A 16,186-nucleotide genomic window follows, 5' to 3' on the forward strand; every position below is an offset into this window, starting at 1 on the left:
CGCCTCAGGGATCCTGAGGCGGGCATTTTGTATCTAAATATATGCAATTTTTAGAATGTGAGTGATAGAACATGATCGCACGCCGTCATTTCCTTCAAGCTGCTTTGGCCACGACTGCGCTTTATGGCGCATCGGGCTTTGGCAATTGGGCCAAACTTGCCGCGCAACAAGCTCTGACACAGGAAGATCTGATTGGCACAGGCGGGGCAGGGAATGTCACCTTGGTGCATATCACTGACATTCATGCGCAAACCCAACCGATTTATTTCCGCGAGCCCGAGTTCAACTTGGGCGTAGGCTCTGCCTTGGGGCAGGTTCCGCATTTGACGGGCGCGGATTTTCGCGCGGCCTATGGCATCTCTCAGGGCAGTCATCTGGATTATGCGCTGACCTATAGTGACTTCGCGGCCCTTGCCCAAGGTTATGGCCGCATGGGCGGGCTTGACCGCATCGCGACTGTGGTCAACGCCATTCGCGCCGAACGGCCTGATGCGATTGTCTTGGACGGGGGCGATACATGGCAGGGGTCTTTGCCCGCTTTGCGCACCAATGGCCAAGATATGGTGGATCTTTTCAACGCGCTTGGCGTGGATGCCATGACCTCGCATTGGGAATTCACGCTGGGCTCTGACCGCGTGCATGAGATTGTCGAAAATTCGCTGCAACCTGCCTTCTTGGGCGCGAATATTTTTGACGCTGAATGGGATGAACCCATTTTTGACGATTACAAATTGTTCGAGCGCGGCGGCACCATGGTTGCGGTGATTGGGCAAGCCTTCCCTTATATGCCAATCGCCAATCCAGGTTGGATGTTCCCTGAATATAGTTTCGGGCTGCGCCGTGAACGCATCGCCGAAGTGGTCGAGGAGGTGCGCGGCCTTGGTGCTGAGGTGGTCGTTCTACTGTCGCACAATGGCTTTGACACAGACCGCCAATTCGCCCGCGATATACCTGGAATTGATGTGATCCTGACAGGTCACACCCATGATGCGCTGCCTGACGCGGTTCAGGTGGGCAATACATTCCTCATCGCCTCGGGCAGTCATGGCAAATTCGTCAGCCGTGTTGATTTGGACGTGCGCGATGGCGCGCTGCAAGGCCTGACACATCGGTTGATCCCGATTTTCTCAGATGTGATTGCGCCTGATCCTGACATGGCGGCCTTGATTGCGCAGACCCGCGCGCCCTTTGAGGCCGAGATGGGCGAGGTGATCGGCACCGCGGGGTCGCTATTGTATCGCCGCGGTAACTTTAACGGCACATGGGATGATGTGATCTGTAACGCCCTGATCAGTCAACGGGACGCACAGATCGCCCTATCCCCCGGTTTCCGTTGGGGGCCAAGCGTGCTGCCGGGTCAAGAGATCAAGCGCGAAGATATCTATAACGCGACCGCCATGAGCTATCCGCAGGCCTATCGCACTGAGATGACCGGCGAATTCCTAAAAGTCGTGATGGAAGATGTGGCCGATAACATTTTTAACCCCGACCCCTATTACCAACAGGGCGGCGATATGGTTCGCGTGGGCGGTATGGGATATCGGATTGATGTCAACGCGCCAGCGGGCAGCCGTATTTCCGAGATGACCCTGCTCGAAACAGGCGAACGCATCGACCCTGCTGCCTCCTATGTCGTGGCGGGTTGGGCCAGCGTGAATGAAGGAACCGAAGGGCCTGCGATTTGGGATGTGGTCGAAGACCATATCCGTGCGCAAGGCACCGTCACAGTTAACCCCAACACCAGCGTGGATGTTGTTGCGGGCTAAGCCTCGCCCGCATTGATTATTGAAGGAGCTGACATGGCTAAAGACGATGGTTTCACCCCTTCGCGGCGGCAATTCCTGAAAGGGGCCGCAGTTACAGGTGGCGCTCTTGCTGCAGGCAAGGTTTACGCGCAGGCGGCCCCCGATCCATTGATCACGGAAATGCAGCCTTGGACACAGTATCTCGGGCCCGGCGTGGATGCCGCGCCCTATGGTATGCCATCCCCGCATGAGGCCCATGTGGTGCGCCGCAATGTGCCATGGCTGACCGCCGATAGCGTGTCATCGGTCAATTTCACGCCGCTGCATGAGCTTGATGGGATCATCACCCCCAATGGCCTGTGCTTTGAGCGCCATCACGGCGGGGTGGCCGAAATCGCCCCCGAAGATCATCGCCTGATGATCAACGGTTTGGTGGATAATCCGCTTGTCTTTACCATGCAGGACATCATGCGCTTCCCGCGTGAGAACCGCGTTTATTTCCTCGAATGCGCGGCCAATTCAGGGATGGAATGGCGTGGCGCGCAGTTGAACGGGTGCCAATTCACCCATGGGATGATCCATAACGTGGTCTATACAGGCGTGCCCTTGCGCCTGCTGCTTGAAGAGGCAGGGGTGAAAACAAATGGCACATGGATCCTGCCAGAAGGGGCGGATGCCTCGGGCATGACCCGTTCCATCCCTATGGAAAAGGCGCTTGATGATTGTCTTGTCGCCTTCAAGATGAACGGCGAGGCACTGCGCCCTGAACAGGGCTATCCGCTGCGTCTTGTCGTGCCGGGTTGGGAAGGGAATATGTGGGTGAAATGGTTGCGCCGCATCGAAGTGGGCGATCAACCATGGCATCACCGCGAGGAAACCTCGAAATATACTGACCTTCTCGAAAATGGTCAGGCGCGGCGCTTTACATGGGAGATGGATGCAAAATCTGTCATCACCAACCCAAGCCCCCAGGCCCCCATCACCCATGGGACTGGCCCAACTGTTTTGACGGGGGTAGCTTGGTCGGGTCGCGGCACAATTCCGCGTGTTGATGTGACGCTGGATGGTGGCATTAATTGGCACCAAGCGCGCATGTCAGGGCCATCCTTAGACAAGTCCATGCATCGCTTCTATTTCGAATTTGATTGGGATGGGCGGCCCTTGCTGTTGCAAAGCCGGGCCCATGACAGCACGGGCTATGTGCAGCCCACCAAGGAAATGCTGCGCCATGTGCGCGGCGAGAACTCCATCTACCACAATAACGGGATCCAGACTTGGGCGGTGGATGAAAACGGCAATGCGGAAAATGTGGAGGTTGGATAAGATGAATAAGGTAATCAGTCTTTCCGCAGCCCTGTTGATGGGGGGCGCAACCTTTGCGCTTGCTGAGAATGCGGCCCCCTCTAGGGATGGCGGCTATGGTTTGGGTCGCACCGCTTTGCCCGAAGAAATCGCGGCATGGGATATTGATGTGCGCCCCGATGGTCTGGGCCTGCCCGTTGGGTCGGGTGATGTGTTCACGGGCGAAGAATTATGGATTGATAATTGCTCGGCTTGCCATGGTGACTTTGGCGAGGCCCGTGGCCGTTGGCCCGTGATTGCAGGTGGTTTTGGCACTTTGCAAGGCGAAGACCCCAACAAGACAGTCGGGTCATATTGGCCTTATCTGTCGACTGTGTGGGATTATGTCCACCGCGCGATGCCCTATGGTAATGCTCAGAGCCTCAGCAATGATGAGGTCTACGCGATTGTGGCCTATATCATGTATTCCAACGATCTCGTGGATGACGATTTCGAATTGTCGAATGACAATTTCCTCGAGGTGCGTTTGCCCAATGAAGAGAATTTCTTCATGGATGACCGCGCCGAGGTGGAATTGCCCATGTTCAGCGAAGCGGTCTGTATGGAAAACTGCGCCGAGAGTGTCGAGATCACGGCACGCGCGGCGGTTTTGGATGTAACCCCAGAAACCGAGGGCGATGCCGCCGCCGTTGAGGTGGTTGAGGTTGCCGCCGCCGCCGAAGAGGCCGCGCCCGCAGATACAGGCCCAAGCCCAGAATTGATTGCCGCAGGTGAGGAAGCCTTCCGCGCCTGTCGCTCTTGCCACCAAGTGGGCGAGGGGGCGCGCAATGGTGCGGGGCCGCAGCTTAACGGCATCTATATGGCAACCGCGGCCCATGCCGAAGGGTTCCGCTATTCCCCTGCCTTTGAACAGGCCCGCGCCGATGGTCTGGTGTGGGATGATGAGGCACTGACTGCCTATCTGATGGATCCGCGCGGATATCTTCCAAATAACCGCATGGCCTTCCGTGGATTGCGGGATGCGGCAGATGCCGAGGCCATTATCGCTTATCTGCGCACCGAAGGTGGGGAGTAGGCGATGGCGAAACAAGGGCTCTTTGCCTTTGCTTTGATGTCTTGGGCAATGCAATCCTCCCCCGCAATGCCCGAGGGTGACCCGGCTGCGGGGCAGGCGGCGTTTCGCCCCTGCGCCGCATGTCACATGATTGGGGATGGTGCAATCAATCGCGTGGGCCCGCATCTGGATGGTTTGATGGGTCGCCCCGTTGGGGGGCTTTCGGATTACCGCTATTCTGATACGCTGACCGAGGCGGGCAATGAGGGCGAGCTTTGGACAGAAGACCGCCTCAACCGCTTTCTTGAAGATCCTCAAGGGTACTATCGTGGCACTCGTATGGTGTTTCGCGGGATCAGCGACCCCGACAGCCGTGCAGATTTGGTAGCCTATATCGTAGCGGAGGCGGGTAATTATGACAGTACGGCCACTCCAACAAGCACAGAGGATGTGCCCCCAGAAATCGCAGCGATTTTGGCGATTGAGGGCGATTATGCCTATGGTGAGTATCTGTCATCAGAATGCACCGCCTGTCATGCGGCGCAATCGGGCGGCGATATTCCGTCAATTGTTGGCCTTGCGCCCTCAACATTCGTACATTCGCTAATGAGCTACAAAATTGGTCAGCGTGAGCATCAAGTAATGACCATGATTGCCAATAGGTTGGGAGATGAAGAGATCGCTGCTCTGGCAGCATACTTTACGACCGTTGAATAGTAATGTTCAACTAAACCGGTGACCAAAAGGGAGGAATTTGGAATGCCACTTGATAGAAGACAGTTTCTAGGTAGCGCAGCTGCGGTTTCTGCTACCTTGGCTACGCCGATGCTCGCTCGAGCGCAAGCTGCACCCAACGTTGTTGTGATTGGTGGTGGCGCAGGTGGTGCCACAGCTGCTCGCTACATTGCGAATGGCAGCCAGGGCGCTATTAACGTGACATTGGTTGAGCCAACTCGCAGTTACTACACCTGCTTTTTCTCGAATTTGTACTTAGGTGGGTTCAGAGAAATTGATAGCCTAGGCCACAGTTACGGCACTTTGGCTGCCGATTATGGAATCAATGTCGTGCATGATTGGGCAGTAGATGTAGATCGACAGGCGAAAACGGTAACACTTGCCGGTGGTGCATCGCTTAGTTACGACCGTTTGGTGTTGAGCCCTGGCATCGATTTCATTGAAGACAGTGTCCCAGGTTGGTCCTTAGCGTCTCAAAACGCTATGCCTCATGCCTACAAAGCGGGCAGCCAAACCGAGCTATTGAAGGCTCAACTGGCCAACATGCGCGAAGGCGGCGTATTTGCAATGGTAGCGCCGCCCAACCCATACCGCTGCCCTCCAGGGCCATACGAGCGAGTGTCAATGGTCGCTCATATGCTGAAGGAAACAAATCCAACAGCTAAGATCTTGATCGTCGACCCAAAAGACAAGTTTTCAAAACAGGGTTTGTTCGAAGACGGTTGGCAACGCCATTATAATGGAATGATCGAAAGGATTGGCCCTGATTTTGGGGGAGCAAACGTGTCCGTCGATCCAAGCGCGATGACTGTTTCAATTGATGGCCAAGTGGAACAAGTTGACGTTTGCAACGTGATACCTGCGATGCGTGCGGGCCGGATCGCGGAAATAGCGGGTGTTACTGATGGTAACTGGGCGCCTGTCTCAGCATATAATCTAGCATCTAGAATTGATGAAAATGTTCATGTTCTGGGCGATGCCGCTGCACAAGGTGATATGCCGAAGTCAGGTTTTTCTGCAAACAGCCAGGCAAAAGTTTGCGCCAATTCTATTGTTGCTGATCTTGCAGGCGGCCGAGCGTTCCCCGCACGTTTTGCGAATACCTGCTGGTCTCTGATTGATACAAATGATGGTATCAAAGTTGGTGCAACCTACGAAGCGACCGATGAAAAAATCGCAAAAATTGACGGGTTCGTTAGCCAAGTGGATGAGGACGCTGCCACCCGCGAGGCTACCTATCGGGAAAGCCTTGGTTGGTATGACGCGATTACTGAAGATATGTTTGGCACTGCCTGACATAACACCATCAGAAGGGCAGGGGCGTAGAGCGCCCCTGCCTGCCATTTGTTAAAGGACTACGGCTTATGTCGTGCTGCACTGCCCCCCGTCTCTTTGTTGGTCTTATGACTGGCCTTGTTGCAGCTCTGGCTGCACAAGAGGCCTGCGCGCAAGAGGCGGTGTTTTTCGATTATTACGGCAATTTCGAAGATGCTACCTTTGCGGTGGAGAACACCATTATCGGGCGCGGCTTGGTCATTGATTATCGCTCATATACGGGCGATATGCTGAACCGTACCGCCGCTGATATCGGCAGCGATGTGGTGATTTTTGATAAGGCAGATATTTTCTTATTTTGCTCCGCAGCTGTGTCGCGCCGCGTGATGGAGGCGGATCCTGCGAATATCGCGCATTGCCCCTATAATATCTTTGTTACTTCAAAGGATGGTGTCGTGCAAATTGGTCACCGCACCTATCCCGATGGGCCTATGCAAGAGGTCGAGGCATTGTTGGACGCGATCATCCTAGAGGCGCGCGACCAATGAGCGGCTATGATTACGATAAATTTTTTGCGACTAAAATCGACAGGCTGCGCACCGAAGGCAATTACCGCTATTTCGCGGATATTGAACGCAAGCGGGGCGCTTTTCCCCATGCCCAAAACTACCACAAGGGCGGCACGCGGGACATCACGGTGTGGTGTTCAAATGATTACCTAGGTATGGGTCAACACCCTGATGTGATTGCCGCGATGCAAGACGCGCTTCAGCGCACGGGCGCGGGTGCGGGCGGCACGCGCAATATCTCGGGCACAACCCACGCCCATGTCGCGCTTGAGGCGGAATTGGCAGATCTGCACTGCAAAGAGGCCGCGCTGTTATTTACCTCAGGCTATGTGTCAAATTGGGCGGCCCTTGGAACATTGGCCGCGCAAATCCCTGATTGTGTTGTTCTGTCAGATGCAGGCAATCATGCCTCGATGATTGAAGGCATCCGTCATTCGCGCGCGCAAAAGATCATTTGGGCGCATAATGATTTGGCGGATCTCGAGGCGAAACTGGCGGCCCTGCCGCCAGAGCAGCCCAAATTAATAGCCTTTGAATCGGTTTATTCGATGGATGGCGATATTGCCCCCATCGCCGCGATTTGTGATTTGGCAGATCGCTATGGCGCGATGACCTATCTCGATGAGGTGCATGCCGTCGGTCTTTACGGGCCACGCGGCGGCGGGATTGCCGAAGCGTTGGGGTTAATGGATCGTCTGACTGTGATTGAGGGCACGCTTGGCAAGGCTTACGGCGTGATGGGGGGGTATATTGCGGCCAGTGCCGCATTGGTTGATTTCATCCGCAGTTTTGCCAGTGGCTTTATCTTTACCACCGCTTTGCCGCCCGCGGTTGCGGCTGGGGCCTGCGCTGCTGTGCGCCACCTTAAAAAAAGCCAGACAGAACGCGCGGCTCATCAGGAGCGGGTATCAGACTTGCGCGTGCGCCTGGATGCAGCGGGAATTCCTCATCTTGCCAATGACAGTCATATCATTCCCGTCATGGTTGGTGATCCGGTGAAATGCCGCTATATCTCAGACAGGCTCTTGGATGAGCATGGCATCTATATCCAGCCGATCAACTATCCCACAGTCCCCAAAGGCACAGAGCGCCTGCGCATCACCCCAAGCCCTGTTCACGACGCAGATGCGATGAATCATTTGGTCAAGGCCCTGTCTGATCTTTGGGCGGAGTGTAAATTGGCGCAAACAGCGCGCGCCGCGCAATAGATTTACATAGATTATCGAGGCAGCGCAAAGCCGCCCCGCTATGAATTAATTTACTTAATCATGTTGCATCTGTGGGCGCACCAAAGCCCGATAGATATCTTCCATCTTCACCTTGCCGATGATTTTGGTGGCATCGTTCGGGTCAGAGACGGCAAAGGTGCCATCAATGCGGCCCTTATGGGCGTTGATGACCGCCTCTAGCGTATCATCGCCCCGCACGACATCACCGCAGCCGCGCTTTGTCTCGGCGGGGCTCATGATGGATTTCACCTTCAAAACGCGCGCGCGGTTGATGTCTTGGATGAATTCCTCAATGTAGCGTGCAGCGGGGCGCAGCAATATCTCCTGCGGGTCACCCTGCTGCACGATATAGCCGTCTTTCAAAACTACCAAGTGATCGGCCAGTTTCAACGCCTCGTCCAAATCATGAGTGATGAAGATGATGGTCTTGTGCAGGTCACGTTGCAATTCCAACAGCAAATCTTGCATCGAGGTGCGGATCAGCGGGTCAAGCGCGGAAAATGCCTCGTCCATCAGCATCACATCGGCGTTTGAGGTTAAAGCGCGGGCCAGACCCACGCGCTGCTGCATCCCGCCTGAAAGCTGGCTTGGATAGCTGTCTTCCATCCCTTCAAGACCCACACGGGCCAACCACTTGCGCGCCTCATTCTCGGCTTGTTTGATATTCTCGCCGCGCGCCTCGGGCGCAAGGATTGTATTGGCCAAGACGGTGCGGTGGGGCAAAAGCGCAAATTTCTGGAACACCATCGACATAGACCGCCGCCGCAAATCGCGCAGCGCCTCCTCATCCATGGCCAGAATATCTGTGCCATCGAGAAAGATCTGCCCTGAGGTCGGTTCGATCAATCGGTTGAGGTGGCGGATCAGCGTGGATTTGCCAGAGCCAGACAGGCCCATCACCACGGTAATTTGCCCCTCGCGCATGTCCACGTTGATATTATTCAACGCCAGAACATGCCCCGTTTCCTGCATTAAGGCGGATTTGTCGATGCCATCATAAACCTTGTCCTGCACGGCGCGTGGATTGTGGCCGTAGATTTTGAATAGGTTTTGCACCGAGATTTTCACGTCACCCAAAGCCATGGTTTCTTAGTCCCTTCTGCGGTGCTTATGATTTGTTCGACTTGTCGATACGTGCCAAGGCGGCCTTGGAGACGCGATCAAGCATAATCGCGATCAACACGATGCCAAAACCCGCCAAAAAGCCAACACCAAGGCGCAGGTTGTTGATGCCATCGAGAACCAATGTTCCCAGACCCGGGGCTGACACGAGCGAGGCAATCACCACCATCGCAAGGCTCATCATGATCGTTTGGTTCACACCCGCCATGATATTGGGCAGGGCAAGCGGGATTTGCACGCGATAGAGTTTCTGGCGATCCGTTAAACCAAAGGCTGTGACCGCCTCCATTACATCGCGATCCACAAGGCGAATGCCCAAATTGGTCAGGCGAACCACAGGCACAATCGCATAGAGGATAATCGCAAGACCATAGAGCTTGGGTTCGGTGATATTGAACAAGAAAATGAGGGGGATCAGATATACAAAGGTCGGCAAGGTTTGCAGCATATCCAAAATCGGGATTATTGCGTTTTGGAACCTGTCTGAGCGCGACATGGCAATTCCAAGCGGCACCCCGAAGGCCACGCACAACACCGTACAAACAAATATGATCGACAGGGTTTGGATGGCGAATTCATAGTAATCGACGAAGAGTAAAAACAAGAAAGACGTCGCCACGATGCCCGCGACCTTGTAGGAATTCGACAAAAGCTTGGCCACCAAGATTAAAAGCGGCACCAAAATCCACCACGGCATTTCCACAAACAGCGTTAAAGCGCCATCTAGCGCCCATGACAGGGGCTGGGTCAGCGGATCAAGAATAGTGCGCAGGGCGGGGCGTATGTAGAGGAAACCATCTTCTAATGCGGCGGTGAAGTCCCGTGTTTTTGGAAAGGCGGCACAGGCCTCGTTAAGTGTATCAAGCGAAGGAAAGGGTAAATCCCATGGGTTTGGCGCTTCGTTGCGCAAAGATGACAATGACAAAAGTGGCCCGCTATCGGTTTTGCAGGCGTCTGTCATGCCAAGCGCGCTGAATATCCAATCATACGCCATAAGTTACCCTCCTTGCAAAAATGAGAGAGGTCAGCGCCCTGCGGCGCTGACCTTTGTCATTGGTTTTGGATTATTGCAGAAGCGCTGAAACGCGCGTAGCTGCATCCTCTGACATCCAGCCAAGGATCATGTCGCTGTGGTTGGTTAAAACCCAGGCCGCAGCTTCATCAGCAGATGCGCCGTTTTCTTCGGCCCATGCTAGCATCGAACTGACAATATTATTGGGCATTTCCATATTGCGCATAAAATCAGCAACGTCTGGCTCGCGTTCGGCCAAATCTGCAGTGACAGCGTTAACAACAGTAGCCGCAGGGAAATCTGACGGCCCCCAAGTTGCAGGGTCTGCATCTGCGTTTTGATTAATCGCATGCTGTGGGCCGTCAATTGGGCCAAGGTCAACCTTGGTCAGATCATATTTCCCCAAGATCGCAGTTGGACCCCAGTAATAGCCGAACCACGGTTCGCCAGCTTCGTCTGCTGCTGCGATTGATGCAGCAAGGTTTGCGCCAGAGCCGTGATCAAACACTTCGATCCCGTTTCCTTCAAGATCAAATACAACTTTTAACGCATCGTTTACAATGCGGCAGCCCCAACCAACGGGGCAATTGTTAAAGCGCCCACCAACCAATTCGGCATTGGCCAAGACACCTTCGATTGTGGCAAGTTCAGGATTAGCTTCGACAGCAGCGGTGGAAATCCACCAACCTTCTTCTCCACCGTTTGAGAATGTGTTCGAGGCTGTGATGACTTTACCTTCAGCTTCAAGACCAGCATACACAGTGGCTGAGTTTACCCAAACCTCGGGAACAATATCCGGCTGACCATTTTCAGCTAGCGATGTAACCGCAGGTACTGTGTCAGTTGGAACGATAGTAACTTCGCAGCCATAACCTTGCTCAAGAACAAACCCGGTAAGCGCTGCAAGGGCCTCACCTGAAGCCCAACCCATTGCGCCAACGCTGACTTGACCGCAAGCATAGGCACCACTTGTGGACAACATAAGCGCAGCCACTGACGTGTAAGCAAATTTCTTCATTTTAACGTATCTCCCAGATGATGTTGTAAGTTCACAACGAACTTGTAAGTTTTCAGGTTCTTCAACCGACACTTCGCGTGCGATAGCGACATTGGCGGTTTTAGTTTTCGACTTCGGTACAAAATCTGCGCCTAAGTCGAGTTCTGGCATGAAATTGCATGCCGGTCTCGGCACGAAGGTCAACGATGTGAGGCTGAACCTTGCGTGCAAACTGTATTTTTTGCCGAGAGCCCAAAGGTCGCGCCATACTGTTTTAGCGGAGGGCTCTTCGGGTTCGTTATGTTTAGTCATTATCGCTCAGGCCTGCGCCTGCCCCCGTCTCGCGTGATTGCGCAGTTGCGGGCACCGTTGTCTCCAGCGCAAAGCGATCCAAATCTGCGTAGGTCTCGGGAGTTATCGTTTGGAGATATGGCGCGCGCGGTACAGATGCGCCATAACGGCTTGGCTTGGCACAGAGGGTTAGGGTCGCGTCGCGCGCGTGATCTGCAAATTGGGTGATTTCGTTGGCGTCCAATGGGAAAAGGCCTCCAAAAACAAGTGCCGCTTTTGGTGTCGAAATTTGCACTGCACGGCCTTCGCGGGCCGCTAGCCCGTCCAAAAATGGCAGCAGCATCAGCGGCTCGGCCACAGTGGCAAGCGTCAAGGGGTGTGGCCCAAAAAGGCCTTGGGGGCTCGTCCCGAGATCACAAATCAGCGCGCCCGTTGTGACAGGGCAAAGCGGTGCGCCAGCTTGCCCCCAAACGCCTCCGTTAATCTCGGTCATCTGTGGCAGACCCAAAACCGCCTGCGCGGCACATAACGCAAGTGCAGGGCCTGCGCCGTTGATGCCCCATTGCGCTAAAGTCGCCAAACTTGCGCCGAATTCCTCGGCCAAGCCCCAAGAATAGCCCGCGCCGCGCGCGGCCTTAATGCCCAAGCTGGCCCATTCCCCCGCGCTAAGCTGCATCTGCTCCCCCATGCGCGGGTGCGCAGATATGTTCAGGGAAAACTTGCCCCGCAAAGAGGCTGATGCGCAGCCATTTATCCGAGCGCGGATCAAAGTGATTGGCCCCAAAAAAGGCCAGCTTATAGCGCATCATGTCAATGGGCAGGATGTCAGCGCCGATGAGGTTTTCGCGAATCTCGCCATAATCGCGCCCCGCCAACCATTGTAGGCGGCGCAGAATTTGGCGGTGTTCGGGATGGGCCAAAAGAAACGCATAGGCGGGCGTGGCATCAGGGTAGGCGGCCATCGCGTCATAGGCCTTACGGATCAAATCGGCGATGCCAAGCGGGGCTTCACGGGTTGCGCCCTCTTCCTCGAAGCGCGCGCCGAGGCGGGGTTCAAGCTTTTCTTCCGAGACATACCAGAACCGCGCTCGTGCTTCTTGGGTTGAGAAGTCATAGGACAAGGCCCAGTCGTAACGGCCCTCAATCGCGCGGCGCAGATCGCCAAGCCGCGCTTGCCCCTCAATCGGGGGGGCGGGTGGCTCGTCTGCGCGCAGCGACATTTCCAAATCGTCAATCACCGCGCCGCAGGGTTCAAGCAGGATCGACAAGAGCATTTCTTGCCCCTCAAGGCTAAGATGCGCTTCCCCCCAATGCCATATCGCATTCCATGGCAGGTCTTTCACACAATGTCCGCGGCCTGTGGTTAGATGATGATGGAGCTTTTCTAAATCCCCCCGCAGATCTGCCAATTTGGCAAGTTGCACAGGGTGATTTGAACGCCATGTCGCGCCCGTGTCGCGCGCGGCCTCGCAGCCCGCGATCAGCGAGCGCAAATCGGCCTCTGACATCCGTCTTTGGCCGCGCACCCGTGCAAGCGCTGTTTCGCGCACCCGCACCCAAGCGTCCAAAAGGGCAGGGTGACGCACCAAGAACGGGGCCATGCCAAGACCTGTAGAATTTCCCACCCCAAGACTGAGGGCCAATGCGGGCGCAAGCGTTGTGGCCTCTGCCCCGCCTTTGGCGCGGGCCAGATGATTTACAAGGTCGATGGTAAAGCTGCGGGTCAGCCAAACCGACATCATCTCGGCTTGGAACGGCGCGCATAATTCTGGCCGCGTGGCAATATCGGCATTTTCCGCCGCCCCGAATTTGGACGAGCCATAAACGGCGGTTGTGCGCATTAAATAGCCCACCTCATCAAGCGCATCGCGTTCTGGCTGTTGGCCCGTGGCCAAGCGGGCCACAACATGATCAAACAACCTGACCGACCGATTGGCGCGGCTGAGGGATAATTCCCTCGGGCTGATGCGCCCTGCCTCTTGCAGGGGCACATTGGCGCTTAGCCGCGTGATATCATCTGCGGTGGGGATACCATCAAAGAGGGTAAAGGTGGCATCCCACGCAGTCGCAATCACCCGATCCGAGCGTTGATCTGCGGGCAGATCATGGGCAAAGGCCACAAGGCTATAACTGCGTTTAGGCCCGTGAAGGCAATAGACGGCATACCCAACACCGTTTTCGTCAAGATCAAAGATATGCCGCTCAAACCGCCACCCTTCGGTTTCAATGCGGCGCAGCAAGATGCGCAGAAATGACAGCCGCGTGGGGTGGGCTGATCCCATCCGCGCGAGGCGCATGACCGTATCAGGCGCCCGCAGCGCAATCGGCGCAAGGCCCATAATATGGGGCGCCGCCCGATCCATCATTGCGCGGCCTTTGTATTGGGGACAGCCTGCACAGCGGGTGTGAAACTTTCGCCGAAAAAGCGCTGCCAATTTCCACCCATGATTGCTGCGACATTGCCCGAGTCAAACCCCGCTGCGCGCAGGCCTGCGGCCAAACGGCCAAAATCGCGATTGTCGGCAAAGAAATCAGGCATTGGCGGGAACCCCGCCTGCGCGGCACTGCCTTCGCCATAGTCGATATTTTTCGTCCAACGCCCGACCCGCATCCATTCGACCACGCTGTCGGGTTGATCTTGGCATAGATCCGTTCCAATGCCGATCTGTGAGACGCCCATCAAATCGGCGGCCCGCGCAACCATGTCGCAGAAACTTTGCAAGCTACAGGCAGACCCGCCCTTCAGGTGATGGGGATAGATCGAAAAACCAAGCATCCCCCCCGACTGGCCAAGCGCGCGCAAGAGATCATCGGATTTATTGCGCAAGGCAGGGTGCCAACTGGCCAGATTTGCATGGGTGATTGCAATCGGGCGAGTGGAGTGTTCCATCGCCTCAAAAGTCGAGCGCTCGCCCGAATGGCTCATGTCGATGACCAGACCCACGCGGTTCATCTCGGCCACCACCTCGCGCCCCATGCGAGTGAGGCCTGTATCCTCGGCCTCATAGCAGCCCGTGGCAAGCAGGGATTGGTTGTTATAGGTCAATTGCATGAACCGCAGACCTAAGCGATGCAGCACCTCGACCAACCCAATGTCATCTTCGATGCAGGAGGGATTTTGCGAGCCAAAGAAAATTGCCGTGCGTCTTGAGGCCCGCGCGCGGGCAATATCGCTTGCATCAAAGCCTTGAAAAATCAGGTCTGGATAGGTTTCGAACCAGCGGTTCCATTTTTCGATATTGAGAACCGTTTCACGGAAATTCTCGTGATAGGTGATGGTGACATGCACCGCATCCACCCCGCCTTCGCGCATCTGGCGAAAGACTTTTTCCGACCACTTGGCATATTGCAGCCCGTCAATCAGCGGGTTTTGCACGGGATGCATCGCACCTGTTTCACTCATTCCAAATCCCCCGTGACCCCAAGGTACGAGGTTTTGACTGTCGTGTAAAACTCTGCGGCATAGCGGCCTTGTTCGCGTGGCCCGTAGGAGGATGCCCCCCGTCCCCCGAAAGGCACATGGTAATCTGTGCCTGCGGTGGGAAGGTTCACCATCACGCAGCCCGCCCGCATGTGCGCGCGGAAATGGGCGGCGCGGGCAAGGCTTTTGGTCATGATCCCTGCGGTGAGACCAAATTCGCTGTCATTGGCAACGTCTAGCCCTTCGGCATAGCTGCCCACCTTAATCGCCGATGTGATGGGGGCAAACATTTCTTCGCGGTTGATCCGCATATCATTGCGGGTCTTGGCAAAGACCGCAGGGCGCATGAAATAGCCTGTGGTTTCCGCATCAGCGCGGGTTCCGCCACATAAAAGCTCGGCCCCTTCGGATTGGCCTAGGGCGATATAATCAAGATTGCTGTTAAGCTGGGCTTCGCTCACCACAGGGCCGATTTGCGTGGCGCTGTCTAGGGCGGGGCCAACCACGAGCTTATTTGTGGCCGCGACCAATTTTTCGACAAAAGCATCGTGGATTTTCTCGTGCACAATCAAACGCGAGGCGGCGGTGCATTTTTGACCCGTGCCCCCGAAAGCCGCATTCACACTATGGGCCACAGCCAGATCAAGGTCGCAATCCTCCATCACGAGCATAGGGTTCTTTGATCCCATTTCCATTTGCAGCTTGGTCATATTGGGAATGGCTGATGTGGCAATGGCACGGCCCACGGGAACCGAGCCTGTAAAGCTTATGGCATCCACCGCGGTACTTTCCACCAAAGCCTGTCCAATCGTGCCCCCTGCGCCCATAACCAAGTTGAACAGGCCTTTGGGAATGTTTTGGCGGGCGATGATCTCGGTCAGCATCACGGCGCTTGCAGGGGTCAGGTTGGCAGGCTTCCAGATCACGGCATTGCCAAAGGCCAATGCAGGTGCGATTTTCCACGCGGGCGTTGCAATTGGAAAGTTCCAGGGGCTGATGATCGCCACAACGCCTACAGGTTCGCGGCGCACATCCACCTCAATGCCGCCGCGCACACTTTCGGCATGGTCGCCTTGATTGCGCAGCGCCTCTGCTGCGAAATAGGTAAAGAATTGGCCTGCGCGATAGGCCTCACCGCGACCTTCAGCGCGCGGTTTTCCCTCCTCGCGGGAAATTATCTCGCCCAGTTCATCGGCCCGTGCCATCATCTCTGTGCCGATTGCCATCAACACATTGTGCCGTGCCTCAATGCCCATGGCCCACCATTCGGCCTGTGCACGCCGCGCCGCGGCCAAGCTTTCGGTCAAATCTTCATGACTGGCTTGGGCGAAATGGCCAATCACATCGCTGGTGTCAGATGGGTTGATATTCGCAATCTGCGCTACGCCATCGCGCCACATGCCATCGATGAAATTCTGACCCTGCATAAACTTG

Annotated in this window: 14 protein-coding genes; 7 read left to right on the forward strand and 7 right to left on the reverse strand. The window is 55.6% G+C overall.

The genetic code is table 11. The features are described 5' to 3' along the window. The first annotated feature begins 71 nt into the window (after positions 1 to 71). From soxB to hemA, 7 genes are all read left to right on the forward strand, one after another. Complete coding sequence (soxB, locus tag AAC621_RS11385) at positions 72 to 1,766, forward strand: thiosulfohydrolase SoxB (protein WP_340255813.1); 1,695 nt, start codon at positions 72 to 74, stop codon at positions 1,764 to 1,766. Positions 1,767 to 1,799: 33 nt separating this feature from the next. Further along, on the forward strand, positions 1,800 to 3,068 hold the full coding sequence (gene soxC / locus AAC621_RS11390; protein WP_340255816.1) for a sulfite dehydrogenase: 1,269 nt from the start codon (positions 1,800 to 1,802) through the stop codon (positions 3,066 to 3,068). Between the two features lies 1 nt (position 3,069). Further along, positions 3,070 to 4,122, forward strand: a complete 1,053-nt coding sequence (locus tag AAC621_RS11395; protein WP_340255819.1) for a c-type cytochrome — start codon at positions 3,070 to 3,072, stop codon at positions 4,120 to 4,122. A gap of 3 nt (positions 4,123 to 4,125) precedes the next feature. Continuing rightward, positions 4,126 to 4,818, forward strand: a complete 693-nt coding sequence (locus tag AAC621_RS11400; RefSeq protein WP_340255822.1) for a c-type cytochrome — start codon at positions 4,126 to 4,128, stop codon at positions 4,816 to 4,818. Positions 4,819 to 4,860: 42 nt separating this feature from the next. Further along, on the forward strand, positions 4,861 to 6,132 hold the full coding sequence (locus AAC621_RS11405; RefSeq protein ID WP_340255825.1) for an NAD(P)/FAD-dependent oxidoreductase: 1,272 nt from the start codon (positions 4,861 to 4,863) through the stop codon (positions 6,130 to 6,132). A gap of 68 nt (positions 6,133 to 6,200) precedes the next feature. After that, positions 6,201 to 6,659 carry a DUF302 domain-containing protein gene (locus tag AAC621_RS11410; protein ID WP_340255828.1) on the forward strand — a complete coding sequence of 153 codons (459 nt, stop codon included), beginning with the start codon at positions 6,201 to 6,203 and terminating at the stop codon, positions 6,657 to 6,659. Further along, positions 6,656 to 7,888: a 5-aminolevulinate synthase gene (gene hemA, locus AAC621_RS11415; protein WP_340255831.1), complete on the forward strand. Its 1,233-nt coding sequence runs from the start codon at positions 6,656 to 6,658 to the stop codon at positions 7,886 to 7,888. The genes AAC621_RS11410 and hemA overlap by 4 nt, the downstream gene beginning before the upstream one ends. Positions 7,889 to 7,942: 54 nt before the next feature. Here hemA and AAC621_RS11420 read toward each other — a convergent pair whose 3' ends face one another. The 7 genes from AAC621_RS11420 to AAC621_RS11450 form a co-directional block, all read right to left on the reverse strand. Further along, positions 7,943 to 8,992, reverse strand: a complete 1,050-nt coding sequence (locus tag AAC621_RS11420; protein ID WP_340255834.1) for a quaternary amine ABC transporter ATP-binding protein — start codon at positions 8,990 to 8,992, stop codon at positions 7,943 to 7,945. 25 nt (positions 8,993 to 9,017) lie between these two features. After that, positions 9,018 to 10,025: an ABC transporter permease gene (locus tag AAC621_RS11425; protein ID WP_340255837.1), complete on the reverse strand. Its 1,008-nt coding sequence runs from the start codon at positions 10,023 to 10,025 to the stop codon at positions 9,018 to 9,020. Positions 10,026 to 10,095: 70 nt separating this feature from the next. Next, positions 10,096 to 11,352, reverse strand: coding sequence for a glycine betaine ABC transporter substrate-binding protein (locus AAC621_RS11430; RefSeq protein ID WP_340255839.1), 1,257 nt, complete (start codon positions 11,350 to 11,352; stop codon positions 10,096 to 10,098). Next, complete coding sequence (locus tag AAC621_RS11435; RefSeq protein WP_340255842.1) at positions 11,345 to 12,007, reverse strand: DUF3726 domain-containing protein; 663 nt, start codon at positions 12,005 to 12,007, stop codon at positions 11,345 to 11,347. The genes AAC621_RS11430 and AAC621_RS11435 overlap by 8 nt, the downstream gene beginning before the upstream one ends. Further along, the gene (locus AAC621_RS11440) at positions 11,997 to 13,697 is read right to left on the reverse strand and encodes a hypothetical protein (protein ID WP_340255844.1); all 1,701 of its coding nucleotides are present in this window, start codon (positions 13,695 to 13,697) and stop codon (positions 11,997 to 11,999) included. Before AAC621_RS11440 ends, AAC621_RS11435 begins: the two co-directional genes overlap by 11 nt. Beyond that, a complete protein-coding gene (locus tag AAC621_RS11445; protein WP_340255847.1) occupies positions 13,694 to 14,734 on the reverse strand; it encodes a membrane dipeptidase in 1,041 nt (346 codons plus the stop codon). The genes AAC621_RS11440 and AAC621_RS11445 overlap by 4 nt, the downstream gene beginning before the upstream one ends. Next, positions 14,731 to 16,179, reverse strand: a complete 1,449-nt coding sequence (locus AAC621_RS11450) for an aldehyde dehydrogenase family protein (protein ID WP_340255850.1) — start codon at positions 16,177 to 16,179, stop codon at positions 14,731 to 14,733. Before AAC621_RS11450 ends, AAC621_RS11445 begins: the two co-directional genes overlap by 4 nt. Positions 16,180 to 16,186 lie beyond the last annotated feature (7 nt).

The sequence above is a fragment of the Roseobacter sp. HKCC-CH-9208 genome (assembly GCF_037805125.1).
In the GTDB taxonomy this organism is placed as follows: Bacteria; Pseudomonadota; Alphaproteobacteria; order Rhodobacterales; family Rhodobacteraceae; genus M30B80.